The following is a 26,488-nucleotide window of genomic DNA, read 5'->3' on the forward strand; positions in this document are numbered from 1 at the left end:
CAAATCAATGTTAATTCATACTCATAATGACTATGATGTAATTAACCGCCATGACCTAGCTAGGAATTGGGCTATAGGTAAAGAGGTTTGATATGGCTCATATAAACTTGCGTCGCCCTCAAAATACAGATGGGGATTTTTACGTCGATACCACCTGTATTGATTGCGATACCTGTCGTTGGATGACTCCAGAAGTATTTAACCGTACTGGCGAACAATCGATTGTTTTCCATCAACCAACAAATGAAACAGAAAGACTGAAGGCGCTACAAGCTTTACTTGCTTGTCCTACCAGTTCAATTGGTACGGTAGAAAAGCCAAAAGATATCAAATCTGCACAAGAAAGTTTTCCAATTTTAGTAGCTGAAAATGTCTATCACTGCGGCTATCATGCTGAAAATTCCTATGGGGCAGCGAGTTATTTGATTGTGCGTCCAGAGGGCAACGTATTAGTAGATTCGCCCCGTTTTACGCCGCCGTTGGTAAAACGAATCGAAGAAATGGGGGGAATTCGGTATATCTATCTCACCCACCGCGATGATGTTGCCGATCATCAAAAATATCACGATCGTTTTGGTTGCGATCGCGTTATTCATACAGACGAAATTTCTAGCAGTACGCGCAACGTAGAAATTAAGATTGCTGGTACAGAACCCGATCGATTAGCGCCCGATTTGTTAGTTATTCCCGTTCCTGGTCATACCAAAGGGCATACAGTTTTACTCTACAAAGACACGTTTCTATTTACAGGCGATCATATCGCTTGGGATGATGACGACCAAATATTAGCAGGTTTTCCAGGTGTCTGCTGGTATTCTTGGTCAGAACTGATTAAGTCTACCTATCGCTTGTTAGATTACTCTTTTGAATGGGTATTACCCGGTCACGGTCGCCGCTATCATGCAGATGCAGCAACAATGCGGCATAAAGTCAAAGAAGGTATTGAGTGGATGGAACAACAGTGACTAGTGACTGGTGACTGGTGACTAGAGCAAAATAAGACAGTGTAGAGGCGTTACATGTAACGCCTCTACACATGTAACGTCTCTACATCGAGGTTAATCAAAATAAGTTGGTAAATCTGGATGGCGATGGTAGTGGAAAATTTTAGTAATTTGAGTAGGCATTACCCGTGTCAAAGACAAGGGAGGAATTTCATCTTCGCCAAAAAAAGCTACCTCGTCAGTTTCAATGCTAGATGATGGAGAACCACCAATAAGTTCGCATAAGAAATGTAACTTGTAAACAGCATAAGGGAAAGGTGGATGTCCCTGCTTATCGCGATCGTAGACAGCAAGTAATTTGACAGCGCGGGTGAGATATCCTGATTCTTCCTGAACTTCGCGCACCACAACTTCACTAGGAGAGTTGCCTATGTCAGCATAACCTCCTGGTAGCGACCAACAACCATCTACTTTTTCCTTTACCAGTAATAACTTATCTTCTTGGAAAACCGCCGCCCGCACGTCTACTTTTGGGGTAGCATAACCAACCTCTTGAGAAAATAAATCGAGAACGTAGCTAGGCTCGACATGACTATAAGTTGCCATAATTTCCACCGCGATCGCCCGTAGGGATTTGTAGCGTTCTCTGTCAAACACTCCTTCGGTATAAGTCAAACCAGTTTGCGCGATCGCCTCTAGCTTTTTTGCCCATTCCAGCCATTTATATTCTGGGGAACCCATAATCCTGTCTGTAGTTAATTGTTTCTCATTGGTCATTAATCGTTGGTTGTTAGTTGATGGTTGACAATTGTTGCTCTACCCCCTGCTTCCTTGTCCCCCTGCTCCTGCTCCCTATTAACTGACATTGCAAAGTTTAGTAAAAGCTACCTGCTTCAGCCTATAGATAGATGCATAATATCCGGTTGTCAGCTTGTCTTAGTGCAAGGCAAATGGTGTGATTCGACCGATAAGCGAAACGCACCAACAATCGGAACACATATGATAAAAGAGATCGATCTAAAAAGCAAAACTATAGATAATCTGGTGGCGATCGCCAGCCAATTTGACGTAGAAGGTCAAATTGTAGAGATTCAAGCTTTTGGTAATGGTAATATCAACGATACTTTTCTCGTCACGCTGAGAAACTCAACTCAAAAACACGTTATTCTACAACGCATTAACACGCATGTATTTCGCCAGCCAGAACTGGTAATGCAGAATGTGCGCGTCTTTACCGACCATGCGACCCAGCGCTTGCAAGATTGGAGTAGCGATCGCCGTTGGGAAATACCGAGCGTCATCCTAACGCAGGATAATCGGGAATATTGGATGAATGCTGAAGGAGCATTCTGGCGCGCAATTAGCTTTATCGAAGCCGCACAATCTTTTGACACTATTACAGATTGCGATCGCGCTAGAGAGGCTGGTTACGCCCTTGGTACGTTTCATAATCTCATCAGCGATTTACCCCTGAAAAGCTAGCTGTCACGCTGGAAGGATTTCACATTACACCGCGCTACCTTCAACAATATGATGCAGCGCTGGCAAAACATGACAAAAGCAAATCCTCTGAAATAGATTTTTGTTTGCAGTTTATTCAAACTCGTAGAAATTGGGTAAGTGTTTTAGAAGATGCAAAAATCAGCGGAGAATTACCTTTGCGTTTAATGCATGGCGATCCTAAAATTAATAACGTTCTGTTTGACACCAATACAGGACGAGCCGTCAGTGTTATCGATCTCGATACACTCATGCCTGGTTTAATCCACTACGATATCGGTGATTGCCTGCGATCGAGTTGTAATTCTTTGGGTGAAGAAACTCAACAATGGCAAGAAGTACGATTTGAAACAGAACTCGCCCAATCTATTTTACAAGGCTATATTTCACAAGCAAAAAACTTTTTAACTGAAAAAGATTACGAATATATATACGACTCAATCCGATTGTTAGCTTTTGAATTAGGATTGCGGTTTTTTACCGACTATTTAGTAGGTAACGTTCACTTCTCTAAGGTGAAATATGCAGAACATAATTTGGTCAGGGCACTGGTACAATTTCAGCTGACTCAAAGTATTGAAACTCAACAATCGCCTATTTGCGCGATCGTGCGAGATTTAAAACAAGGTTTAAAATGAGCGATCGCACTTTTTTTCTGAAGCCATTCCCCTCTGATAATCCACCGCTTCAGCTTGAAATCTCAGGTATTGTAGATCGGCAATTCAATAAACTTACTATCCAATACCAGATTTTGGGACAGTTGGTAGAATTAGCCATTCCAGCAGTAACAGATTCGCCTGCTCGTAAAGACGAATTATGGCAGCAAACGTGCTTAGAGTTTTTTCTTGGAATTGAAAATTCTTCCCAATATTGGGAATTTAACCTTTCACCTTCTGGAAACTGGAACATCTATCATTTTGAAGATTATCGTCAAGGAATGCAACCAGAAACAGCCTTTACATCACTACCATTTGTCGTGCATAATCGACCCAATTATTTATTGTTGAATCTCGAACTCAATTTAGATAAAATTGTAGAAATAGAGCAGAAAATAGAAATTGCGATCGCGTCTGTGATTCAGTCAAAAGCTGGTGAAACGACATATTGGGCATTAACTCATTGCGGTACGCAAGCCGATTTTCATCAACGTGACAGTTTTACTATTAAATTGTGACTCATGGATCGCTACTTGCGATCGTCATGCCACAGCAAAACCTGTATGCTGTCGTACTTTTGGATGTCGAAATCCAAGCACTATACTCTCTCTAGGAATACCTGCTTCCATTAGATCGGTGACTACGCCTTCTTCCGTGTCATCGTACTGCACCCAGACTTTATCACCAATTAAACTCAGATGAATAGGTGTTGCGTGGAGATATTTATCGCCGTTCCAGCCTATATCCAGAACTAGATATTGCCCTCGTTCATCATCAAATATAACTTGAGAGGTATAACCATCAGGTAGAGTTGCACGATAGTCAGCATGATTTTTGAGAATATTCTTAATGATGCTTCGGTATTTTAACTGGGTATCCATTGCGCGATCGCCTCATTTTCAGCATCAAAGACAATTAACTTAACAGTCTGATTTTTGAGTAATACTTGTCCTACCCCACAGAGAACTAAGTGGGATAACAAGTCTGTTGAGCGACGGTAGATAATTTTGGCATTCTTACCAATGAATTTCAACCGTCCGCTACAGAGTGCTTGTCATGATGCAAGTTCACTCAAGGCATACAATCTACTATCTCTTTAGATTTTCTAACCGAGTTTTTTCTGCGTGTGCTTTACGGGAAAGCACTTGAAGATTCTCCAATGTGGTTAAACCACCCTTTGACATTGGTATAATATGATCTACTTGAAAATCCCTTCTCATCTGGCTCTTAAACCCACTAATTGCACAGGTAATGAATCCTTTTGCATCTGTGTATTTAGCAAAAACAGCATCCTTAATATCTCGGTACTCGGCTGGATCTTTTTCTCGAATTCCAATAAGTGAAAGACTTTCCAGTGGAACTGTGTCAGGAATTATAATCGGGGGAGTGACTATGAGATCGGGGTAGGCTCCAATTAGCTTATTAATTTCAATGTCTACTTGTTTTTTAAAATAAAGATAATTGTATCCAAATAAAACTTGCCAAAAAGATTTGCTATCGTTCCACAATGAAGTGAGATACTCAGTTACTTGCTTAAGCGTTAAATCATTCTCATAGATGTGCCTTGCCACAATTGATACATCGCACTTTCTACGTTCGCTAAATGCAATAAACTCTGGTTCCATTTGTTTCTGAGCATAGAAACGCAAAATATTCTCAACATCAGCATCTCTATAACCAAGTAGGAAAGGATAATCGGGGAAATAAAGCTCTTTTGTAAGTTCTAGCAAATATTTTAATTCTTCTTCAGTTAATATTTCTCTATTTTCAATATCAATGCTTTTAAATATAGCCTCTAGGTCATTGACGAAACTATCGTAAGCTTCTTCAGTATCGCTATATAAAAGCACGTCATAGTTTCTGGACACAGGCTCATCGAATTCAGAAGGCTCAAGAATAGAGAAGCGATAAATACCAACAGGAACTCGCTTTAGAAAATCTAATTTTTCTAAAACAGTAGTATCGATGGAATCATCCATCATACGAGCAAACTCTTCAATTTTCTCAATTGAGATAAGTCGAGCAATTCTTTTCATTGTCTCGATGTCTCTGTCAACAAATTCTACACCTGGTATGTCAATCAGTTTCTCAGGGTTAACCCAGTTAATCTTATCCTCCCAATTATCAATAAAACTTACAACATAGGCTTTTTCTGTACCTCCTGCTGTTTGTCCGCGCAAACCTCTACCAATCATTTGAGTCATTAAAATTGTAGAAGTAGTTGGGCGCGTTAGAAAAACAGTTTGAACATTTGGCAAGTCAGTTCCCTCAACCAACATTTCTACATTGATAAGAACTTCAAGCTCTCCTGCTCTAAATCTCTTGATTTTCTCTGAGTTTTCCTTGGGAGAAACTGTAGCTCCTGTCTTTTCATCTATAATTTTTGCTACTATAAAGTCAGAATGTATATCTCGGTTTTTAAATAAGCCGTTCAATTCAATTGCATGTTGAACATCAACTGCAAAAACTAAGAGTGGTTTGTACTTTTCTCTATTTTCAATGTAACAATCAACAATCCGTTTATTGCGGATGCTAGACATTGCGATTCTTTCAGCTATCTTCGTAGGTAATTTATCAAAATTCTCAATTGCTTTTATATCTTTGTCAGTTAGTTCACGATAAAAGTCTAGTTCTGTTTCTAAATTCTCAAAAATTGGTTCAGCAAGAATTCCTCTTGTAATGAGTGTCCTTAAATGTTCTGAAAAGATGATGTCGTCAGGAAAGACTTTCTTAAGTAAACCTTGTTCGCCTTTATCCGTTCTGAATGGGGTTGCTGTCAATCCCAGCATTCTAAAGCCATCTGTTCTCCCTCTATCTTTAAAGTTCTGCTTAATGCTATCAATTAATTTGCGATAGGTTTTTGCTGTCGCGTGATGTGCTTCATCAACTACCAAGAGGATTGTATCAGAGTGTTTAACCCAATTATTTATAAGATAATCCAGTCCACTATTGAGACTATCTTTGCTAGCAATGATAATATCGTCAGTTGGTTTGATGTTGACAGGGCGATCGTGCTTAGGATGACCGGAAATCACGCGGTATCTAAATTTTTCGATATCGTTCAATAACGAGGAATAAGCACTAAATTTTAATGTTTCCAATGCTTGATCGAGTAACTCATGTCGATGAGCAATCCACAAAACTTTTTTGCGCTTATCAATAAAGTTACGTAGTAACCAATGAACGGCTGTTAAGGTCTTTCCACCACCTGTAGGCAAAACCAATAAACCTTCAAAAGGAAGCTTATTTTTTTGATCCAATGCCTTGATTGCCTCGTTTTGATGAGCGTAAAGTTCTCTAGGGTTTTTGCCTGTATTGACTTGGATTTGACCTGAGTACTCAACTTGAACAGTTTGCATAATACTGGAACATAAAAATAGTTGGAAATCTGGGGCTTGTCCAAGTGTTGATAACCTTTCAGCACCCTCGATCCCAGTATTCCCAAATTGCATGTAATCAACACCAAGTTTAGTGCGATCGCTAGACTTAAAGTAGACAAACGTAGACAAACACTTTACCCATTACCCATTACCAAATTCCCACATTGATAGATGTCCTACAACTAGACCTACAATTACGATGGTTGTGGTTTGCAGTTGAGCATCTAGAGGTAAGTAACCTTGAAACTCGTGTTCGATCCCGCGATCGCAATTAGCAGAATGAAGGAACGAGTGCGGTTGAGCGGCTGCTAGTAATCTTTGTACGATTGTCGCTAGAATCTGAGTTCTGTTCGCTACAACACGGTTGTTATGCGCTGACTATAGCCGATCGATTAACTTGTCGTACTCTACATGGCTCCCGATCCAAAACCACAAGATACCACCTTCCACCTCAATACCTAAAGCTCGGTAATCTAAATCCGCTCGAACTGACCAATACTTTTTGCCAAAAGAGTGGAAATGAGAAGCTAATTCATTAGCTTTCGACTAGTCATGCAGCAACTACTAAAGAGATTTTGGCTTGAATCCAATGCTTGTAACTGATATAAAACCAAGGATTTATTACTTTACTAATAGAATAAATTGAACGTATGCAGTTGCATCACCCCTAAGTCTAAATTTCGTTAAATTCTCTAAGCCATTTTCAGACGAAGCTAGATGTTCACTCGAATTGAGGAGTTTTTCAAATCTCAATCTCAATCTCGATCGCTCTTATGTCATTTTCTGGTCACATTGAGGTTTGAAGCTAGAAGTAGGTGGGATAACTGTTTGTTTAACGCGATCGCTTTGAGCAATAAATCTGCTCGAATCAGCGCGATCGCGTGAAAGCCACCACTGAGAAAATTAAGTTCGCGAAAGCACAATTGCAATTGTTTCAGGAGAAAAAATGGTAACTCAACAATACAAGCGTGCTGTTGGTACGTTTTCTAGCAGAAACGAAGCAGAAGCAGCTCTCAATGGACTGAGAGAATCAGGCTTCTCGATGGATAAAGTTTCTCTACTGGCTAAAGATGCAGACCGTAACGAAGCAATCTCTGGGGTTGATGTTCGAGATCGTGACGAGCTGAAAAGAAATCGCACCGAAGCGGAACGCGGTAATACTGAAGCTCAAGAAGGTGCTGGGATTGGTGCTGTTACTGGTACGGCGTTGGGTGGTATCGGTGGCTTACTCGTCGGTCTGGAAGCTTTAGTTATTCCTGGGGTAGGTCCATTCTTGGCAGGCGGGACGATCGCAGCTACTCTAGCTGGTGCTGGCATCGGTGCGGCAGGAGGGGCAATAGTTGGAGCTTTGACTGGGTTGGGTATTCCAGAAGAAGATGCCAAAGCTTATGACAAGCGGATTTCCCAAGGGGACTACCTAGTGATATTAGAAGGTACTCAAGCCCAGATCGAGCGAGCTGGCAATGTCTTAAGGAATCGCGGCATTCATGAGTGGAAGGTATACAATGCCGCTGGGGGATCCGATTCCCAGCCTAGTGTTGGTTCCGCCACTGTCAATCGCGATACGCAGCGATATGTAGATAGAACCACAACCGATCGCGATGTTATCGATACAACGACGGGCGATCCAGAAGTAAAGATTGTCGATCGACGTGAAGAGATTCGATAGTTTAAATCTCTACTGCTAAGATTTAGCCTTCTCGTTCTGCACCAATCTCAAGTAGAGACGTTACGTATAGCGTCTCTACACGAACTCAACCAATTTACATCTACGTAAAATTTACAGCTCGATCGCAATTTTGGGGAAAGATGAATTCACTAATTTCAGTTGACGAGCTATTGACTTTGGCATCTGATAAATCGGGGACTTGCGTTTCCATTTACATGCCAACTCATAAGCTGGGGACGCAGACGCAACAAGACCCGATTCGATTCAAGAATCTGATGCGCCAAGCAGAAGAAAAATTGATTGCCACTGGAATGCGGGCGCAAGATGCCAGAGATTTACTCGCAAGAGCGCAACAGCTCGATGATTTCCAGTTTTGGCAACATCAGAGTGATGGACTGGCAATTTTCATCTCGGCAGATATGTTTGGTTACTACTGCTTGCCGCTCAATTTTGACGAACTTGTAGTAGTCACCGATCGCTTTCACTTCAAGCCCATATTACCTTTACTTTCAGGTGATGGACAATTCTACATCTTGGCACTGAGTCAAAACCAAGTGAGATTATTCCAAGGGACGCGCTACAGCGTCAGCGAAATTGAGTTAGAGGACGTGCCAACTAGTATTGCTGAGGCATTGCGGTACGACGACCCCGAAAAGAGCCTCCAGTTCCATACAGGGACATCTGGAGGGCAAGGAGGCGATCGCGCTGCCATGTTTCACGGTCAAGGTGCTGGCAATGACGACCAAAAAGAAAACATCCTGCGCTACTTCCGCAAGGTAGATAGTGGTTTGCAGGAATTGCTCAAAGATCGGCGATCGCCTTTAGTTTTAGCAGGTGTTGACTATCTCTTGCCAATTTATCAGCAGGCAAACACATATCCCTACTTGCTCGATGAAGGCGTGACCGGAAATCCAGACCAACTCAAAGCAGAGGAATTACACGCACAGGCGTGGGAGATCGTCCAGCCTCATTTCGAGCGATCGCAACAAGAAACCGCAGCCCGTTATCAAGAACTAGCCGGAACGGGAAAAACTGCAACTAACATTCGGGAAGTCGTTCCTTCTGCTTATTACCAACGAGTTGAGTCTTTGTTTGTTCCCGTAGGGTTGCAAAAGTGGGGACGCTTTCATCCCGATACCAGCGAGGTAGAGTTACACGAAGAACATCAGCCTGGGGATGAGGACTTGATGGATTTAGCGGCTTTACATACACTTTTTAACGGCGGTACGGTATATGCAGTAGAGCCAGAGCAAGTGCCTGGGAATAATTCTTTAGCTGCGGTGTTGCGTTATTAGAAATGCCAACTCTGTTTTTACCAGGTAATCGTTCCATCATCACCCGTAACATTCCAACTGCGATCGCGATCGCAATTTTTCTACTTTTACCAGCCAGCAAAGGATTAGTGCAGGAGGAAATTTCTCCTTTACCTGTCACCCCCCAAACCAGCACTCCAGAAGAAATTCCTAGCGACGGGCTGTTTTTTGCCGATGTTATTGTCAGAGGACAGCCCGTGTTTCAAATTGGCAGTTTGGGCGAACTTAGCGCCACCGAACGAGCGCAAATTGTAAATCGGCGCATTGCTGGTATTTTGGCGCAGTCACAAACTGGCAGCGCCGTCACCGTTGTTCCCGATCCTGGAAGAGGTATTGCCACCTTGCAGGTGAATAATCGGGTATTGATGACCGTAACGCAACAGGATGCCCAAGATTTTAATCTGCCTGTAGACAAGCTGGCGCAGCAGTAGGCAGCAGAGTTGAATCAAGCGTTCGAGCGTCCGCCATTAGCGATTGATGTCGGACAACGGCTTTGGATTACTTTACGACAGTTTCAGCGGGATGCGATCGACAATTTACCTGCCTTTTTGGGAGCTTTGCTAGCGATCGCTGTTGCTTGGTTGATTGCTGCTAGCTTGCGTCGTCTGACTTTGGTAGGGGCGCAACGTTGGGAAGTGGATCGCAACTCTAAAATTTTGGTCAGTCGTTTAGTGTATTTTTGCTGCCGTTTTGGGAGTTGCCGGAGTCGAAGCAGAACCCCAGCCAGACATTTTTGTGCGCGAACTAGGAGCGAGTACAGTCAATATTGAGGTGAGATTTTGGGTAAATTCTCACCGTTTGCCATTTTTAGAAATGACTTCCCTGGTAGCACAATCGCCTTAGCAGTGACGATGCTAACGCTCGATCGCGAAGGCTATTATGGACCTCTAGAAAGTTGGGGTTGGATTTACGTTGGTAGCACAGATGGAGCGCGAGAGGTACTTTCAGCTGTTTCTGGTTCGATGATTACAGTTGCGGCAACCGCTTTTTCGATTACGATTGTCGCACTTCAACTAGCTGCTGCCAATTTTGGACCGCGATTGCTGCGTAACTTCATGCAAGACACTGGCAATCAGGTGGTTCTCGGCACGTTTATTGCCACATTTATTTACTGCTTGCTGGTGCTGCGAACGATTCGCGGCGATGGAGATGATTACGATCGCTTCATACCGCAAATCTCGATTACAGTTGCTACAGGGCTAGCATTAGTTAGTATCGGGATGTTAATTTACTTCATCCATCATGCCTCGACAATTATTCAAGCATCGCACGTTATTTCTGAAGCTGGAGCCGATCTAGACCGCGCAGTCGATCGCTTATTTCCCGAACATATTGGTGTTAACCAGCCGGAATTCAAACAACCACTAACAGAAATTCCAGATAATTTTGATACCGAAGCCTGCAAAATTAAAGCGAATAACAGTGGCTACGTGCAAGCGATCGACGACGAAGAATTAATGAAAATTGCCTGTCGGGAGCGGCTATTGCTACGCATCAACTATCGCCCAGGAAAATTTGTCGTAAAAGACCAGGCATTAGTCACGGCATATCCTCCAGAGCGGGTAAATCGCCAATTAACCAATAAAATTAACGATGCCTTTATTTTAGGTAAACAACGCACCGAACAGCAGGATGTAGAGTTTCCCATCAACCAATTAGTAGAAATTACTTTACGCGCCATTTCTCCCTCTGTCAACGATCCGTTTACCGCAATCCGGTGTATCGACCAACTGAGTGCAGGGCTATCTCGCTTGGTTCAGCGTCAGTTTCCCTCTCCTTACCGCTACGACGAACGGCACGAGTTGCGCGTCATTGCTGAGCCAGTCACGTTTGAAGGTCTAGTCGATGCTGCTTTTAACCAAATTCGCCAGTATGGTAAACAAGATGTGGCAGTGATAATTCGCTTGCTAGAAGCGATCGCCACCATAGCTGAATATACCTGCGATCGCAAAGACCGTGCAGTGTTGCTGCGTCATGCGGCGGCGATTAAACGCGATAGCTACGAGAACGTATCGGATAAGTTGGATAAACAAGATATCGATGAGCAATACTTAGTAGTGGAAAAATCACTTCGATCGGGATAAGCACGTTGCTATTTCGAGCGTCATTGTCTGCATTATCTCCAAATTTATGACAAATTTTTGGCAACAATTGCAAATGTGGGGCGATCGCGCTCGTGAATTTTTGACTCCCTCAGTCTTCGCTGGTCCAATTACCGATCCAGTACCAGTTTTCCTGACAATTATGGCGATTATGCTGGTTGCACCGCTGTTATTCGAGCGGGTGAGGCTACCAGGAATTGTCGGCTTAATCTTAGCGGGAGTGGTGGTAGGACCCTACGGAATAGGAGTTTTAGAGCGAGATAGCACGATTATCCTGCTCGGTACTGTGGGTTTGTTGTTTCTCATGTTTATGGCTGGGCTAGAAACCAGCCTCGACGACCTAAAATACAACGCAGACAAAGCAGTAATTTTTGGCATTGCTACCTTTATCGTGCCGATGGCACTGGGTACGGTGGCGATGCTGGCAATCGGATACGGTTTCTTGGCAGCGATACTCGTTGCTTCCTGTTTTGCTTCCCACACGCTCTTGGCGTTACCAGTAGCGACTAAATTGGGAATTATGCGGACTCAGGCAGTCACGGCGACTTTGGGAGCAACTTTAATTACCAATGTCTTAGCTTTACTCGTTCTCGCCGTTGTTGTCCAGGCACATCAAGGCAGCCTCTCCCTCAGTTTTTGGTTATTTCTGATTCCGGCTTTAACTATTTATACCTTTGCTACTTTATGGGGAGTTCCTAAAATCGGTCGTTGGTTCTTTCGCCGTTTTGGGCATGACGAAGGGGCTGAGTTTACGTTTGTCGTCGCAACTTTATTTGTTGTTTCTTATGCGGCAGAACTAATTGATATTGAGCCAATTGTGGGGGCATTTTTAGCGGGAATTGCCATTACTCAACTGATTCCCCAACTGAGTCCGCTAATGAATCGCATTCAGTTTATTGGTAATACTTTATTCGTGCCATTTTTTCTAATTTCAGTAGGAATGTTGATTAATCCGAGGCTATTAGTTAGCGATCCGCGATCGCTATTGGTAGCAGGAGTGATGATTGTCGTGGCGCTCGTTGCCAAATTTGTTCCAGCTTGGGGCAGTGGTAAGCTATTTGGCTTTCAGTCCTCTGGCATTATGGTCATGTTCGGTCTTTCTGTTGCTCAAGCTGCATCGACGCTAGCAGCAATTACAGTTGCTTTTCAGATTCAACTTGTAGACCAAGCAACTGTTAACGGCACTGTTGCCATGATTTTAGTCACCTGTATTGCTTCTCCTTGGGTTACTAGTCGTTGGGGTCAAGGAGTGAAAGTTGAAGCAGCAAATCCTACTAGCAAGGGGAGAACAAAGCAAGTACAACAAGGCTTTGCCGCAGCTCAAAATCTTCGCGTTTTAGTCCCTGTTGCTAACCCTAGTACGGAAGATAATTTACTTCATTTAGCTTTAATTCTAACCAAAAAAACAGCGGGAACTTTACTACCTTTACATATTTTGCCAGATAAACAGGGAACGATCGCGCCAGAAGCAAAAATTCAGCAAAGCCAGTTATTAGCCACAGCAGAAACAATCGCTCATGCAGCTGTAACGGCAGTCGAACCGATCGGACGCATTGATGATTCAGTCGATAAAGGAATTTTACGCTCTGCCTTAGAACGCGATGCCAATCTGATTGTTTGTGGCTGGAAAGGGTTTTCAACTTATCGCGAAAATTTTTTTGGTAGTGCGATCGATAACGTCATACGTCGCGCTACAGTCCCTGTATTAATTGCCCGATTTGCCCAGCCAATTGAAAATACTCATCGCGTCTTTTTGGCAATAGCCGATATTGAAAAATCAGCGTCCACTTTTGGACAAACGGTGTCGCTTGCTAAGTCTCTCGCTGACGAACTCAAGGCATCGCTACAACTGTTGCAGGTAACAGCCAGTCCCCGCAAACGCACGTCCTTTAATCCAGAAGAATTAGGATTGAGTCCAGACACTCAAATTCAACAAGTCAGGGGCAACTTTATCGGTCGAGTTTCCAAAATGCTTCAGCAGGATGACTTATTAATCTTAACGGCTGGAACTCATCCAGATATTAGAGGTCTACCAGCGTTGGGGGTTGCACCAGAGGCGATCGCTCGGAGTCATCCAGAAGTTTCGATTATTGTGATTCATTTTCCCCAACGGATCTAATCAGCGTAACCAGCCTTTGTTAAAGCTTGCAGTCCGACATCATCGGCTTCAAATTCAGCTTGACGACTGTTAGGACGGCGCAGTGCTACTTCTACACCAATGTTAACTGCCTGGAGATTAGACTAGGTTTCGCACCGAAAACTAGTCTAATCTCCAGTCCAAAATCTAAAATCCAAAATTCAAAATTAGTTGACACTACAGAGATGATTAAAAGATCATCGTAGGGGCATCTGCTGCTGGAGGAAGTTATGCACGCAGTCATTCTCGTTTTAATTGAAGTGCTGATCGTCATAGCACTCTCGCGGATTGTGGGAATGGGATGCCGCTGGATCAAGCAACCGCTGGTCATAGGTGAAATCATCGCGGGAATTATGCTTGGTCCCTCGCTATTTGGTTTAATTGCCCCAGATCTTGCCGCAGCATTGTTTCCCTCTGAAACACTTCCTTACTTAAACGTGCTGTCTCAGATCGGACTGATATTTTTCATGTTTTTGATTGGCTTAGAGCTAAATCCTAAATACTTGAGCGGACAGTTAGATATAGCAATTCTTACTTCTCACGTCAGTATTTTAGTCCCTTTTTCTTTAGGGACGCTCTCAGCCATCATCCTCTATCCTCTAGTCTCTGATGGGAGTGTTTCCTTTACTGCCTTTGCTTTGTTCTTAGGCGCAGCAATGTCAATTACGGCATTTCCCGTCTTAGCGCGGATTATTACCGAAAATAACTTACAGCGATCGCGCTTGGGAACTTTGGCACTGACGTGCGCCGCAGTAGATGATGTCACGGCTTGGTGCGTTTTGGCAGTGGCGATCGCAGTTGCAAAAGAGGGTGATTTTGTCAAGGCTATCCCGACAATTATTGCCGCGATCGTCTATATAGGCTTGATGGTGACAGCAGGGCGCTGGTGTTTACGGTATCTTGCCAAACTCTTTCATCGTACTGGACGTTTGACGCAATTGCTCTTAGCTTGCATTTACATGGGAGTGGTAATCTCTGCTTTAATTACCGAAGTCATTGGTATCCACTTGATTTTTGGGGCGTTCTTAGTCGGTGCAGTCATGCCCAAAGATCACGATCTGGTGCGGGAGATTGCCCAAAAGACAGAAGACTTCGTTTTAATCTTTTTACTCCCCGTCTTTTTTGCCTACAGCGGGATCAGAACCCAAATTGGCTTGCTCAATCGTCCGGAATTGTGGCTGTTGTGTTTATTAGTTTTGGTAGTGGCGATCGCCGGAAAGTACATCGGTACTTATGTAGCGGCGCGTGTCAGTGGCATCGATAAACGAGAAGCATCAGCCTTGGGTTGGTTAATGAATACCCGTGGCTTGACAGAGTTGATCGTCCTCAACATTGGTTTGAGCTTAGGTGTCATCTCGCCTTTACTGTTTACCATGCTGGTGATTATGGCATTGGTGACAACGTTTATGACCTCACCACTGCTGGAATGGACGTATCCGAAGCGACTGATTAAATTAGATTTGGTAGAACCAGAACCACCACAAGCAGGTGATATAGAGCCTGTAACTCCGGCGTATAGAATTTTAGTCCCAGTCGCAAATCCCAGTACTCAACAAGGACTGTTGCAATTAGCAGCAGCGATCGCTGGCGGGCGATCGGCTGCTGCGATCGTCCATCCGCTCAGTTTGATCGAAATCGAAGAAGACTACGCTTTCCAAAGCACGCCAGAAGCCGCTGACAGGTTAATTCAAGAGCGCTATCAACAGCTAGAAGAATTAATCCAAACTTTAGAACCACCGTCAATTCGTTCTCTGATTCATCCCATCGTTCGCGTCAGCAACGACGTTGCCAGAGCGACAACCGAGATTGCCAAACTTGACAGCGTTAGTTTAATCGTTGTCGGTTGGCATCGTCCGGCTTTTAGTAACAATCGATTAGGCGGGCGTGTCGGTCAAATTCTCAGCCTTGCTCCAGTAGACGTAGCCGTATACATCGATCGCGACAAACAAAACTTAGAATCGCTGCTAGTGCCTTATATTGGCAATATTCACGACGACTTAGCATTAGTCATCGCCCTGCGGCTGCTAGCGAATTGCGACACGGCATGTTTGTCAGTGCTGCAAGCAACACCAGCGCCAAGCGAGTTCAGTAACGAGTTACGCAACATCATGCAACAACTGCCGCAGAAAGTGCGCGATCGCATTTCTATAATCCAACCAAAAGAAACTTCTGAACCGATTCTCGCAGTCGTAGAAGCATCAGCCCGTGTCGATTTAACTATAGTTGGCATGAGTCGTGCTTGGGGAATTGAACGACAAACTCTAGGCAGGTACACAGATGAATTAGCAATCCAGTGTCAATCTTCTTTACTAATTGCCCGTCGCCACAGTCAAGTCAGTTCTCACCTTGATGTTATTAGTGGTTAGTGACTGGTGGCTAGTGACTAGATAAAAATTCGGTGACTAGCTATTCATAAATAACAAATGACCGATGACGAATGACAAGTAACTTAGTGGTTAGTGACTGGTGGCTAGTGACTAGATAAAAATTCGGTGACTAGCTATTCATAAATAACAAATGACCAATGACGAATGACAAGTAACAATGAAAAACCATTTCAATCTCAAATCTTTAGCTTTTTACGGTGTTGCAATTAGTTCGGTTTTACTGTTATTTAAAGTTGTTTCTGCCTATGGGGAGGCTAATCTTAAAGCACAAACATCAATTCAAGGGCGTTATCTGTTGTCTCTCGACCAAAATTTACCTGATTGTTTGGAATTATCAAACTTGGTGTTAGACATACAGCAATCTGGTATTTACTTAAACGGGTCTTTATTGTTAGCAGAGAGTAGTTCGCATAAGGCTAGGGTTGGAGAAAAAAGACCGACTCTCACAGGAAAACTAAGCGATCGCACCTTGCAATTAACTGGTAATGTCCCTTTAGCGACAATCTGTCGCCGACCTGTAGCAGCAGTTGTAAATGCGATCGCAATTTCTAGTCAGTTTCAGTCAGAAAGGATAGTAGGTAAACTCGATATAGGTACGACAGCTAGAGAAATTGCTTTTACTGCCAAACGACTAGAATCTGGTGAATCAAATAGTCGGGAGTCGGGAGTCGGGAGTCGGGAGTAGGGGAGCTTCAGGTGCAGATGAGATGAAACAACTTCTGCTTTTAACTTTTAACTTTTGACTTTTAACTTTTGATTTCTACTACAATAAGGGCAGAATCAAATAAGGACTCAACGATGGATATTGAAACTTTGAAAGCAAGAATTGTGTTAGTTGAAGAAAAACGCGAATCATTGTTGCGCTTGTTAGAACAACCTAACTTAGGTACGCTCAGAATAGATGTCAATCAAGCTTTAGAAGAAATGGACGACTTACTTGATGAATTTAAGCGCACTTTTCCTGACAACGCGACTAACTAATCTATTATTTGCCCCCCTTCTAAACAAAAAGCACCGGAAGCCGATTTCTAGAATCGCTTTCCAGTGCTAACAAATCTTCTTGCCCGCTACAAACTCATCTTTTTCAAACCATTGTTTACGAGCGATTTATTTCTTGTTGTTGTTTTAATTCTTTAATGATGTTGATTAGTTCTGGAGTAGCGATGTCTTTCTTGCAGATTGCATCAAAGCAGGCAATTGCTTGACGGTCGTGGAGTTTTGGATCTTCTACAGAAGAATAGGCGATAATTTGAGTTTCTGGCTGAATATCTTTAATCTTGGCAGCAGCACTCCAACCATCCATAACTGGCATTTGCAAGTCAAGCACAATCGCATCTGGATGAAAGCGCTGCGTCATTTCAACAGCTTCTTTGCCGTTACTGGCTAATCCTACTAGTTCTAAATTTTCCTGGTGAGCGATCGCTAGCTTCAGAGTGAGACGAGTAAGTTCGTGATCGTCTACAACCAAGACTCTGACAATGGAAGGTTCGCAAGATAACATCAGCATTTTAAACCGAATAAGATTACCAGGGCGGACGATTATAAATTATTGATTTTCACAGTATATTTTTGTTCGAGGTAAAATTACCTCTGTCCTATGGTGGAATGTAGGGAGGACTGTTGATAGTTAATGGTTGATAGTTGTTGATTGTTAGTAAGAGACAAGGGAGACAAGGAAGACAAGGAAGACGATTCAATTCATAATTAAACCACGCATCATGCACCACTCATACCTAGTCACTGGTTGTCCCTGGGTTGAGAGCCATTTCCATAAATATTTTCTGAGAACTCGATTGGGGAGTATTAGGGGCAGGACGGCGCTGAATGTAACGTCCGTCAGGCTGTAAGTCCCAAGCTTGGCGATTATCGGCAAGCATGACTCCGAGAATTTCTTGTAAATCTTTGGCAAGATGGCGATCGTCAATTGGGGTGACAGCCTCAACCCGGCGATCGAGATTGCGTGGCATCCAATCAGCACTGCCGATATAAATCTCTTCTTCCCCATTGTTGTGGAAATAGAAAATACGGGAGTGTTCTAAAAAGCGCCCAACGATACTTATAACACGAATATTCTCGCTTACTTCCTTAAGTCCGGGTAGCAAACAGCACATTCCTCGGATAATTAGATCGATTTGCACGCCAGCGCGAGAGGCTTCGTAGAGGGTAGCAATAATTTGCGGATCGACCAAAGCATTCATTTTCGCTACGATCCGACCAGTACCACCATTTCTACAACACTCAGTTTCGCGCTTAATTAAAGCCACCATGCGATCGCGCAAATTAACTGGTGCAACCAATAGCTTGCGATATGATTGTTGGCGCGAATATCCAGTTAAGTAATTAAATAAGTCTGTCAGATCGGCTCCCAATTCCTCCCGACAGCTAAAGAGTCCCATGTCAGTATAAATTCTGGCTGTTTTGGGATTATAATTACCAGTGCCGATATGGACGTAACGTCGGATGCGATCTGTTTCCCGCCGCACGACCATAACGATTTTCGAGTGGGTTTTCAGTCCGACAACGCCATAGACTACGTGAACTCCAGCTTTTTCTAACCGTCGCGCCCAATAAATGTTATTCTCTTCGTCAAACCGCGCTTTGAGTTCCATTAACACTGCGACTTGTTTACCGTTTTCAGCGGCGGCGATCAAAGCGTTAAGAATGGGGGAATCGCCAGAGGTGCGATACAGCGTCATTTTAATCGCTAAAACATCCGGGTCGTGAGCCGCACTACTAATAAACCGCAGTACGGTGGAGGAAAAAGAATGATATGGGTGGTGAACTAAAGCATCCTTTTCTCGAATCAGGCTGAAAAAATCAGTTCCTTCTTCAGTATCTGCTAAAGCAGGATTGAGGCGTTGCAAGCGTGGAGGAACGACGGATTTCCAAGGTGGATCTTTCAGTTCTGGTAGCGGTAATGCCATAAATGACATTAAATCTCCTAGTCCCAATATGCCATCAATTTCGTAAACTGCCCTTTCTTCTAAATCGAGTTCTCGTAAGAGTCTATTACGTACTAGGTCTGGCATTTGAGAGTGAATTTCGAGCCTAACTGCCGATCCACCAATACGGCGCTTGCGCAGTTCTTGTTCGATCGCCAATAATAAATCGTCGGCTTCGTCTTCTTCCAGTTCTATGTCAGCGTCGCGGGTAATCCGAAACAGGTGATATTCTAAAATATTCATCCCTGGAAACAAGGATTCTAAGTTATGGGCGATCGCTTGTTCTAGAGGTACTCCCGTCCAATGCGCGGGTTTGTCATGGTGTTGTACCCGCAGTTCTTCTGGAAGCGGTAAAAATCGCGGTAAGACTTTCGGCACTTTCACCCGTGCAAATAATTCTTCTTCCGTCACTGGATTTTTCATGACTACAGCTAAATTCAAGCTGAGATTAGAAATGTGGGGAAAGGGGTGACTCGGATCTACAGCAAGAGGGGTGAGGACGGGAAATATTTGTTCGTCGAAGTAATGTTCCAGGTACGTCCGCTGTTCCTGGTTCAAGTCCATGTAGTCTAAAATATAAATTCCTTCTCGCGCTAAAGCGGGTCTGAGGACTTGCTCGAAATGACGGTGTTGTTGCGTTACCAAGGGACGCAGGCGTTGAGAAATTGCTTCTAGCTGTTCTTCTGGGGTGCGTCCGTCTGGACTGAGTTTGCTGACTTTAGCCGCTAGTTGCTGGCGTAAAGCTGCTACACGCACCATAAAGAATTCATCTAAGTTAGAGCTGAAGATTGCTAAGAACTTCAATCGTTCTAGTAAAGGCGATCGCGGGTCGCAAGCTTCATGTAAAACTCTATTATTAAACTCTAACCAGCTCAACTCGCGATTGAAGTAGTATTGCGGATCTGTGAAATTAATTTCAGTAGCAATTTCTTGTGTAGTGGTTGTTTTTTTAGTTCTAGGCATAGAAGTTTTGGCTGCAAAGCTAGAATGGTGACGCTACTTTATAGAGGATAGTCAACTCCGAACGCCTCGTCTTCTATCCCCCGCCACCATTCTCCCAGATTCATCAATCCTTGGTGTATGTCTGCCAACTCTTTAGCATATTCCTCTGGAGTGAGTAGGTGCGATCGCTCTTGCAGCTTCTTCAGGCGCAATTGCAATAGCAGCCAGGGTTTAGATATACCATCTGTGCTTTCGATGTAGCGCGCTAGTTCTTCACTATTCATGAGTTTTAATTGTAATTTAACCAAATGGTAATAAATTTTTAACTCTGTTGAGATGTTAGCGCCTAGAGGCGATCGCTCCAGATTGGATAGTATGTGTCAATTAAATTTAAGTAGCTCAAGTCCTACATCCGTTTATTTCTGCTAATGCTTTCAAATTAAGACAATAATTTCTCCTAAACCATTGATAAACATGCTATCTATTTCACGAAATTCCATCACGCTTGAGCAGTCATGTTTGATGCCAGAGCGCCACTTTATAATAGCGTTTGGATCGTACAACATGCTTAGTTTTTGAAAAGAGTCTAAATCTTTAATGAGGATGTTGTTGTCATATCCTATGCGATATGAGGTTTGGCTTTCTAAACTGCTAAACACATCACAATAATAGTTTTGCGAATTCAAATCAAATTTACATACTAATAAACAGGCTTCAACATTTGCATTAAAATATTTTTTGGTATCTATTTTGTATGTCGAGCAGCTAGCAAGATTTAATCCTTTAGCATGAATGTAATTCAATATTTTTCTTGAAACAGAAGATTTGCAAAGCATTGCTAGATAGCCGCCATCTTTTTGTAGCCAGTGAATTGTCTGAATCAGCATCCATTCAGAAATATCAAAGTTACTCTTACCTGTAATCGCATCTAAACCAGTATATTTTTGAAAATTCGTTTTTTTGGCAAGTTCCTACCATTTATTGTTCCTTGTTGTGAGTTTGCTACCCAAGGAAAATTACCTATTATCAGTACCTTTTCATTAAATTTTTCTATCAAAGGTATCCAGTCATATTGAAAAAAGTCTCCAGCTATAATCTCAATTCTCTCATCTTCAATAAGCTGTTGATTTACTTACAATATTTGTAAATAGCTCTGATTGACTTCAACTCCAATAATTTTATTTGTTAACTTAAAGGAACGTACGGTTGCTTCTAGAAAATTTCCAACCCCACAAGTTGGCTCTATAATAAGATCGGGTTCGATCTTAAGCTCTAGCAATTTATGACATACTAAATTGGCTAGTTCCAGAGGTGTCTGAAAATCTCCGTACTCTATTTTTGCTTTCTGACTGTTTGAAATCATAAGTTAGATCTGTAAACAGCAATTACGCCTTCTTCTTTGCCAGCACGCTCAATTACTCTGCTGTACTGAAGTCGCCATTGCAAAGCATTAGAAATAGTCAAAAATTCTTGTGCGGGTAGATTGATTAATATTTCATCTGCAATATTGGCTACTTCAATTTCATCAACAGGTAGATTTCGATCCGACATAATAGCGGTAGAGCAAAGAGTTTCTACGGTCAAAATTGACATATTTACAACTGGCGATCGCGTTCAATATTATACAATAACGAGTCTTAAAGTATGATACTCTTCAAAATCAAAATCAAAAATCGTTAAACTTGATAATTGTTACTATGCTAAAACCCGATCGCGAACTAGAAATATTTTACGTTCAAGATCGACAAGCATGCCGAGAATACAACTGTTAAACAATAAAGTAAAAAATCCTGAAGTTTGCGCTTTTGTTTGTAAAATAACTTAACTAGTTACTAAACATTTAAGTGGTTGTGGCGTTCTTTACTTAAAATTTACCAACTCAAAAGGGAATAATAAGCTAGAACTAGCGAAATTTTATTCATGAAACTGCTTTCACGCTTTGGGTGGCTGAGAACCGCAAACGGGCTATTTCACCCAACCTCTAGAAGAATGCCCATGCAATTAGTATTGGCAGTACCATTTATGCTGCACATAGTAGCAACAGTTGGATTAGTTGGCTATTTTTCTTTCAAAAACGGTCAGCAAACAGTCGATCGCCTCGCCGATCGCATAATAGATAAAGCTGGCGATCGCATTCAAGATCGCCTCTCTGCTTATTTTGCAATTCCCAAACAAATTAATCAAATTAATTTAGATGCAGCTGAGTTAGGTTTACTCGACTTAAAAGACTTCGATCTCACCGGACATTACTTTTGGAAGCAAATGCAAGTCTTCAATGTTGGTTATATTAACTATGCCAACATCCAAGGCGAATTTATTGGTGTAGAGCGTCTCAATAACGGCGATTTACTCATAAATGAAACTCTGAAAACATCGCCTAGTCACCAATCTGTTTATACTACAGACAAGTGGGGAAATCGCCAAAACCTGAAGGAAATAGTTCACACTATCCAACCAGTACAACAGGAGAGTTGGTATGCAGATGCAGTGAAAGCAGGTAAACCCGTGTGGAGTTCAATTTATCAGTGGCGAGATAAACCAGAAGTTTTATCAATTTCTTCTAGCTATCCCATTCGCGATCGCCAACAAAAGCTTATAGGTGTTATTGGAGTCGATCTGATTCTGTCACAAATTAGCGATTATTTACATCAATTACCAGTCAGTTCTTCAGAACAGATTTTTATTATCGAACAGAATGGCTTATTAGTAGCTAGTTCTAGTTCCGATCGACCATTTGCGATCGTCGATCGCCAAGCAAGAAGAATACATGCAGCTGATAGTCCCGATCCGATAATCCGACAAACTACAAAATTTTTACTCAGAAAATTCAACAATCTAAACTTACTTGAAGTCGAGCAACATTTCGAGCTTAAAATTACAGGAGTGCGGCAATTTGTTTGTATTAAACCTTGGAAAGATAACTATGGATTGAACTGGTTAATTGCGATCGTCGTGCCTGAATCGGATTTCATGCAGGACATTCATGATAATAACCGCACAACATTTGTGCTATGTTTGACAGCTTTACTTATCACAACTGTACTTAGCGCGATTACATCCCGCTGGATTACAATGCCAATTCGACGCTTGAGCCGAGCAAGTCAAGTATTAGCGCAACAAGCTGCTATCGGAGATTTTACGAATACTGATTTTAACCGACAATCTGTAGAAAGTATTGACGAACTCGCGGTACTTTCTGACTCATTCAATCAAATGGTAGCTCAATTACAAATATCTTTTACTGAAATTACTAATAAAAATGTAGAAATCGAGCAAGCCTTAGTGAAAGAAAAAGAACTAGGCGAACTTAAATCTCGTTTTGTCAGCATAACTTCTCATGAATTCCGTACCCCTTTAACAGCAATTTTATCCTCTGCTGAATTAGTAGAAGACTATGGTGCAATTTGGCACGAAGAGAAAAAAATCTACCATTTACAGCGGATTCAAACTCAGGTTAAGCACATGACTTCTCTCTTAAATGACGTGCTAGTGATGGGTAAAGCCGAAGCGGGAAAATTAGAATGTCAACCGACTTCAATAGATTTATTTCAGTGGTGCCGCAGTTTGGTTGAAGAAATCCAATTGATAACAAAAACCCATACAATTGTATTTCATTCTCAAGGAAAAGCAGAGATTGTACAAATGGATGAAAAGCTATTGCGACACATTTTTACTAATCTGCTATCTAATGCGATTAAATATTCTCCAACTGCAACTGAAGTTCATTTTGATTTGCTCTGGGAACCAAATCAAATTCTATTTCAAGTTCGCGATCGCGGAATTGGTATTCCTGTTTCAGATCGCCAGAATTTATTTGACTCGTTTCATCGTGCTACAAACGTAGGCAATATTGCAGGAACGGGTTTGGGATTAGCAATTGTGAAAAAAGCTGTCGAAACTCACCAGGGACAAATTTGGTTTGAAACACAAGTTGGTATGGGAACTAAATTTATTGTCGCGATTCCCTTGGTCAGTTATCAGTTATCAGTTATCAGTGAAGAAAGGGTGTAGGGTGTGGGGAGAATTTGGAATTCGGAATTCGGAATTCGGAGTTAATTGTAAATTGCGTAACGCTAAACGCCGCACTACACTGCGTGAACGCTTCGCCTTTGGCTAACACGTAGCTTGCGAGTATCGTAGGGGTAGTGTAGCGCAGCGTAAGAGTGTGAATTGATAGTTGCTTCCCTGCTTTCTGTTGTGCGATCGCGACTACTCTTTGGCTCAGCTAGTAAGAGCGTATTTTTTATAGCGTTTTTTGATAACGTTAAATGAAGTTTTACAAAGCTTGCCTAAGTGTGGCATAATCCACTCTCAAGTTCGCTCATATCGATCTTGCATACTTATACTGAATATCTAGTGAATTCCATATCTGGCAACAAAACATAAAATGGTGAAGTCTAGAAAACAGCAAGAAATTGCTTATATTTCCGCACAGAAATCTACACGTATGTCTAAAGCAATTACCAAGCCAGTTGCAGGTTTAACACTTTTTGCTCTAGTGGCGATGGCTTGCCCAGCGCCAATAAAAGCGCAAGAAACAACCAGTCCCGCTAGCCCAACACGTACTCTTCCGTCTTTACCAACAACCAAACCCGCAGCTCAACCAAATGTAGCACCAAGTAATAATACAGCTCCAACCACTACCCCAGTAGCGCCAAGCAACAATACGGCTCCAACCACTACTCCAGTAGCGCCAGGAAATAATGCAGCTCCACTTCCCAATGTAGCTCCAGCAAACGCTCCGGCGACAGCTCCAGCAGCCAACCAACCCGCCCAAACACCAGTAGATTATGCTCTTGGAGGCGGCGATCGCATCCGCATCAACGTGTTTGAAGTGCCGGAATATACCGGAGATTATCAGATTCCCCCTGGTGGTCAGTTGTTCTTGCCTCTGGTCGGACCTGTAGACATTTTAGGGTTAACCCAGGCAGAAGCAGCAGATGCGATCGCGGCAAAATACTCTCGCTACTTAAAGCGTCCTCTAGTCACAGTGAGTCTAATTTCCCCACGCCCAATTAACGTTGTGATTGCGGGTGAAGTTGTTCGTCCTGGCTCGTATACTGTGGGCTTGCAAGGTGGTGCAGGCGATAATCCAGGGGTACAATATCCTACGATTGTTGGCGCGTTGACTTTAGCAGAGGGAGTCACCCTAGCAGCCGATCTGAGGCAAGTGCAGCTTAAGCGCAAGCAGGGACTGGGACCGGAGCGAATTATCAATCTGGATCTGATGGAACTAGTGAGAAAAGGTACTTTGCCACAAGACATCACTTTACGGGATGGCGATACAGTCTTCGTACCAACGGCGACTGAAGTGAATATGGCAGATATTCGCGCCTTTTCTAATGCTAGCTTTGCTATGGCTTCCAACCGTCCCCGTACCGTCACAGTTGTAGGTGAAGTTAACCGTCCTGGTTCTTACGTAATTATTGGGGGTGGAACTGCTGCTGCTGCTGCAACTACCCCAGGTAACACCCAAGGAGGGGGCGGCGGAGCTATTGATGGCGGCGGAGGTGCTGGTGGTGGTTTGCCCACAGTCTCACGGGCGATTCAGCTAGCTGGCGGAATTACAAGTTCGGCTGACGTGCGAAACATTCAAATCCGTCGTCCGACCAGAAATGGCGGCGAACAAAAGATGACCGTGAGTTTCTGGAAATTGCTGCAAGGAGATCCCAACCAAGATACGATCGTTCAAGAAGGTGACACTGTCGTCGTTTCGACGGCAACAAACATCAGCCCAGCAGATGCTACTGCCTTAGCAGATGCCAGTTTTTCTCCAGCGACAATTCAAGTTAGCGTTGTGGGAGAAGTCAAAACACCAGGACTAGTCAACTTGCAGCCCAATACGCCGCTTAACCAAGCGCTGTTGACAGCAGGAGGATTTGATAACGCCCGTGCTAGAAGGGGTTCGGCAGATTTAATTCGTCTCAATCCTGATGGTACGGTTACGAGTCGCCGAGTCAAGCTTGATTTTTCTAAAGGAATCAACGACGAAAATAACCCAACTATGCGTGACAACGACATTATTGTCGTCAGACGTAACAGTGCGGCGGGGGTTGGTGACGCAATTGGCGCTGTATTTGGACCTGTCTTAAGTCCGGTGCTAGGAATCGTGAATATCTTGAGATAACGTTTTGAAATAACGTTTAGTTCGATCGCGGGTAGGGTGCGCTTACCATTTCACTAAAACTATGCTATGGAAGATCCCCCTAGTCCCCTTGATAAGGGGGGTTGGGGGGATCTCTTTTGTCGTAGTCAAAGAGGAAATTGGTACTGACATCGCACCCTAATTGTTTTGTGTAGTAGCAATATTGACCTATTAACGCTAAATCCGATGAATGGCTAGAACTATTAACAGTAAGATGAAAGAAGTAAAAATGGAATCCGATCGCTTTACTTCCCGCTCCCTACTCCCTAAATTTCAGTCATGCAGATTAGCCATCGCCCCTCAATTAACGAAGTCACATTTGCCGCACGGACTGCTTCTGTCCGCCGGACTACAGGCGAAACCGATGTCCA

General features: G+C 43.0%; 22 protein-coding genes and 4 pseudogenes. 15 read left to right on the top strand and 11 right to left on the bottom strand.

Annotated features, from left to right (window positions below; translation table 11 throughout):
* The first annotated feature begins 92 nt into the window (after positions 1-92).
* Entirely contained in the window at positions 93-965 is an 873-nt protein-coding gene (locus tag M5J74_RS14190; protein WP_250017023.1) for an MBL fold metallo-hydrolase, read from the top strand.
* Between the two features lie 93 nt (positions 966-1,058).
* Here M5J74_RS14190 and M5J74_RS14195 read toward each other — a convergent pair whose 3' ends face one another.
* Positions 1,059-1,721, bottom strand: coding sequence for an NUDIX hydrolase (locus M5J74_RS14195; RefSeq protein WP_250017025.1), 663 nt, complete (start codon positions 1,719-1,721; stop codon positions 1,059-1,061).
* A 222-nt stretch (positions 1,722-1,943) separates the two neighbouring features.
* Here M5J74_RS14195 and M5J74_RS33445 point away from each other — a divergent pair.
* A pseudogene (locus tag M5J74_RS33445) lies at positions 1,944-3,082 on the top strand (phosphotransferase enzyme family protein).
* Positions 3,079-3,618, top strand: coding sequence for a DOMON-like domain-containing protein (locus tag M5J74_RS14205; protein ID WP_250017027.1), 540 nt, complete (start codon positions 3,079-3,081; stop codon positions 3,616-3,618). The pseudogene M5J74_RS33445 and the gene M5J74_RS14205 overlap by 4 nt, the downstream one beginning before the upstream one ends.
* A gap of 24 nt (positions 3,619-3,642) precedes the next feature.
* On the opposite strand, the gene M5J74_RS14210 is transcribed toward M5J74_RS14205, so the two are convergent.
* The 4 genes from M5J74_RS14210 to M5J74_RS14225 all read right to left on the bottom strand — a co-directional run bounded on the left by M5J74_RS14210 (position 3,643) and on the right by M5J74_RS14225 (position 7,409).
* Positions 3,643-3,981, bottom strand: a complete 339-nt coding sequence (locus tag M5J74_RS14210; RefSeq protein WP_106166249.1) for a XisI protein — start codon at positions 3,979-3,981, stop codon at positions 3,643-3,645.
* Positions 3,966-4,133 (bottom strand): hypothetical protein, encoded by a 168-nt coding sequence (locus tag M5J74_RS14215; protein WP_250017028.1) that lies wholly within the window; start codon positions 4,131-4,133, stop codon positions 3,966-3,968. Before M5J74_RS14215 ends, M5J74_RS14210 begins: the two co-directional genes overlap by 16 nt.
* A gap of 55 nt (positions 4,134-4,188) precedes the next feature.
* Positions 4,189-6,609 (bottom strand): DEAD/DEAH box helicase family protein, encoded by a 2,421-nt coding sequence (locus M5J74_RS14220; RefSeq protein WP_250017030.1) that lies wholly within the window; start codon positions 6,607-6,609, stop codon positions 4,189-4,191.
* 647 nt (positions 6,610-7,256) lie between these two features.
* Entirely contained in the window at positions 7,257-7,409 is a 153-nt protein-coding gene (locus M5J74_RS14225) for a hypothetical protein (protein ID WP_181824330.1), read from the bottom strand.
* 17 nt (positions 7,410-7,426) lie between these two features.
* Here M5J74_RS14225 and M5J74_RS14230 point away from each other — a divergent pair, with 17 nt between their 5' ends.
* The 7 genes from M5J74_RS14230 (at position 7,427) to M5J74_RS14255 (ending at position 13,683) form a co-directional block, all read left to right on the top strand.
* Positions 7,427-8,149 carry a signal transduction histidine kinase LytS gene (locus M5J74_RS14230; protein ID WP_106547683.1) on the top strand — a complete coding sequence of 241 codons (723 nt, stop codon included), beginning with the start codon at positions 7,427-7,429 and terminating at the stop codon, positions 8,147-8,149.
* A 140-nt stretch (positions 8,150-8,289) separates the two neighbouring features.
* A complete protein-coding gene (locus M5J74_RS14235; RefSeq protein WP_250017032.1) occupies positions 8,290-9,444 on the top strand; it encodes a hypothetical protein in 1,155 nt (384 codons plus the stop codon).
* A 2-nt stretch (positions 9,445-9,446) separates the two neighbouring features.
* Complete coding sequence (locus M5J74_RS14240; protein WP_250017033.1) at positions 9,447-9,893, top strand: hypothetical protein; 447 nt, start codon at positions 9,447-9,449, stop codon at positions 9,891-9,893.
* A gap of 9 nt (positions 9,894-9,902) precedes the next feature.
* A complete protein-coding gene (locus M5J74_RS14245; protein ID WP_250017034.1) occupies positions 9,903-10,232 on the top strand; it encodes a hypothetical protein in 330 nt (109 codons plus the stop codon).
* Positions 10,198-10,305, top strand: coding sequence for a hypothetical protein (locus tag M5J74_RS33450; RefSeq protein ID WP_342669322.1), 108 nt, complete (start codon positions 10,198-10,200; stop codon positions 10,303-10,305). Before M5J74_RS14245 ends, M5J74_RS33450 begins: the two co-directional genes overlap by 35 nt.
* Positions 10,266-11,546, top strand: a complete 1,281-nt coding sequence (locus M5J74_RS14250) for a DUF2254 domain-containing protein (protein WP_371934042.1) — start codon at positions 10,266-10,268, stop codon at positions 11,544-11,546. Before M5J74_RS33450 ends, M5J74_RS14250 begins: the two co-directional genes overlap by 40 nt.
* A 46-nt stretch (positions 11,547-11,592) precedes the next feature.
* On the top strand, positions 11,593-13,683 hold the full coding sequence (locus tag M5J74_RS14255) for a cation:proton antiporter (RefSeq protein ID WP_250017036.1): 2,091 nt from the start codon (positions 11,593-11,595) through the stop codon (positions 13,681-13,683).
* A gap of 2 nt (positions 13,684-13,685) precedes the next feature.
* Here M5J74_RS14255 and M5J74_RS33455 read toward each other — a convergent pair.
* Positions 13,686-13,796 (bottom strand): annotated as a pseudogene (locus M5J74_RS33455) (M48 family peptidase); the annotation flags it as partial.
* 135 nt (positions 13,797-13,931) lie between these two features.
* Between M5J74_RS33455 and M5J74_RS14260 the strand changes: the two are divergent.
* The 3 genes from M5J74_RS14260 (at position 13,932) to M5J74_RS14270 (ending at position 17,069) form a co-directional block, all read left to right on the top strand.
* Positions 13,932-16,067 (top strand): cation:proton antiporter, encoded by a 2,136-nt coding sequence (locus tag M5J74_RS14260; protein WP_106166244.1) that lies wholly within the window; start codon positions 13,932-13,934, stop codon positions 16,065-16,067.
* A 178-nt stretch (positions 16,068-16,245) separates the two neighbouring features.
* Entirely contained in the window at positions 16,246-16,773 is a 528-nt protein-coding gene (locus tag M5J74_RS14265; RefSeq protein ID WP_250017037.1) for a hypothetical protein, read from the top strand.
* Positions 16,774-16,886: 113 nt separating this feature from the next.
* On the top strand, positions 16,887-17,069 hold the full coding sequence (locus tag M5J74_RS14270) for a hypothetical protein (RefSeq protein WP_015154755.1): 183 nt from the start codon (positions 16,887-16,889) through the stop codon (positions 17,067-17,069).
* Positions 17,070-17,184: 115 nt separating this feature from the next.
* Here M5J74_RS14270 and M5J74_RS14275 read toward each other — a convergent pair whose 3' ends face one another.
* From M5J74_RS14275 to M5J74_RS14295, 5 genes and pseudogenes are all read right to left on the bottom strand, one after another.
* Positions 17,185-17,595: a response regulator transcription factor gene (locus tag M5J74_RS14275; RefSeq protein ID WP_015154756.1), complete on the bottom strand. Its 411-nt coding sequence runs from the start codon at positions 17,593-17,595 to the stop codon at positions 17,185-17,187.
* Between the two features lie 226 nt (positions 17,596-17,821).
* Positions 17,822-19,993, bottom strand: coding sequence for a polyphosphate kinase 1 (gene ppk1, locus M5J74_RS14280; protein WP_250017038.1), 2,172 nt, complete (start codon positions 19,991-19,993; stop codon positions 17,822-17,824).
* 38 nt (positions 19,994-20,031) lie between these two features.
* On the bottom strand, positions 20,032-20,256 hold the full coding sequence (locus M5J74_RS14285) for a hypothetical protein (RefSeq protein WP_015154758.1): 225 nt from the start codon (positions 20,254-20,256) through the stop codon (positions 20,032-20,034).
* A gap of 162 nt (positions 20,257-20,418) precedes the next feature.
* Positions 20,419-21,335: pseudogene (locus M5J74_RS33460) on the bottom strand (SAM-dependent methyltransferase); the annotation flags it as partial.
* A pseudogene (locus M5J74_RS14295) lies at positions 21,332-21,529 on the bottom strand (restriction endonuclease); the annotation flags it as partial. The pseudogenes M5J74_RS14295 and M5J74_RS33460, both read right to left, overlap by 4 nt.
* Positions 21,530-21,892: 363 nt before the next feature.
* Here M5J74_RS14295 and M5J74_RS14300 point away from each other — a divergent pair.
* Together M5J74_RS14300 and M5J74_RS14305 are read left to right on the top strand one after the other, a co-directional pair.
* Positions 21,893-23,983 (top strand): sensor histidine kinase, encoded by a 2,091-nt coding sequence (locus M5J74_RS14300; RefSeq protein WP_250017041.1) that lies wholly within the window; start codon positions 21,893-21,895, stop codon positions 23,981-23,983.
* 376 nt (positions 23,984-24,359) lie between these two features.
* Entirely contained in the window at positions 24,360-26,099 is a 1,740-nt protein-coding gene (locus M5J74_RS14305; protein ID WP_015154760.1) for a polysaccharide biosynthesis/export family protein, read from the top strand.
* Positions 26,100-26,488: the final 389 nt, after the last annotated feature.

It is taken from the genome of Chroococcidiopsis sp. CCNUC1, assembly GCF_023546805.1.
GTDB classification, from domain to species: Bacteria; Cyanobacteriota; Cyanobacteriia; order Cyanobacteriales; family Chroococcidiopsidaceae; genus Chroococcidiopsis; species Chroococcidiopsis thermalis.

Excerpts from the sequence above, each read along its gene's own strand:
- M5J74_RS14190 (WP_250017023.1), top strand. The coding sequence starts at position 93 with ATGGCTCATATAAACTTGCGTCGCCCTCAAAATACAGATGGGGATTTT.
- M5J74_RS14235 (WP_250017032.1), top strand. The coding sequence starts at position 8,290 with ATGAATTCACTAATTTCAGTTGACGAGCTATTGACTTTGGCATCTGAT.
- M5J74_RS14265 (WP_250017037.1), top strand. The coding sequence starts at position 16,246 with ATGAAAAACCATTTCAATCTCAAATCTTTAGCTTTTTACGGTGTTGCA.
- M5J74_RS14210 (WP_106166249.1), bottom strand. The coding sequence starts at position 3,981 with ATGGATACCCAGTTAAAATACCGAAGCATCATTAAGAATATTCTCAAA.
- M5J74_RS14240 (WP_250017033.1), top strand. The coding sequence starts at position 9,447 with ATGCCAACTCTGTTTTTACCAGGTAATCGTTCCATCATCACCCGTAAC.
- M5J74_RS14275 (WP_015154756.1), bottom strand. The coding sequence starts at position 17,595 with ATGCTGATGTTATCTTGCGAACCTTCCATTGTCAGAGTCTTGGTTGTA.
- M5J74_RS14305 (WP_015154760.1), top strand. The coding sequence starts at position 24,360 with ATGGTGAAGTCTAGAAAACAGCAAGAAATTGCTTATATTTCCGCACAG.
- M5J74_RS14195 (WP_250017025.1), bottom strand. The coding sequence starts at position 1,721 with ATGACCAATGAGAAACAATTAACTACAGACAGGATTATGGGTTCCCCA.
- M5J74_RS14300 (WP_250017041.1), top strand. The coding sequence starts at position 21,893 with ATGAAACTGCTTTCACGCTTTGGGTGGCTGAGAACCGCAAACGGGCTA.
- M5J74_RS14260 (WP_106166244.1), top strand. The coding sequence starts at position 13,932 with ATGCACGCAGTCATTCTCGTTTTAATTGAAGTGCTGATCGTCATAGCA.
- M5J74_RS14255 (WP_250017036.1), top strand. The coding sequence starts at position 11,593 with ATGACAAATTTTTGGCAACAATTGCAAATGTGGGGCGATCGCGCTCGT.
- M5J74_RS14270 (WP_015154755.1), top strand. The coding sequence starts at position 16,887 with ATGGATATTGAAACTTTGAAAGCAAGAATTGTGTTAGTTGAAGAAAAA.
- M5J74_RS14205 (WP_250017027.1), top strand. The coding sequence starts at position 3,079 with ATGAGCGATCGCACTTTTTTTCTGAAGCCATTCCCCTCTGATAATCCA.
- M5J74_RS14230 (WP_106547683.1), top strand. The coding sequence starts at position 7,427 with ATGGTAACTCAACAATACAAGCGTGCTGTTGGTACGTTTTCTAGCAGA.
- ppk1 (WP_250017038.1), bottom strand. The coding sequence starts at position 19,993 with ATGCCTAGAACTAAAAAAACAACCACTACACAAGAAATTGCTACTGAA.
- M5J74_RS14285 (WP_015154758.1), bottom strand. The coding sequence starts at position 20,256 with ATGAATAGTGAAGAACTAGCGCGCTACATCGAAAGCACAGATGGTATA.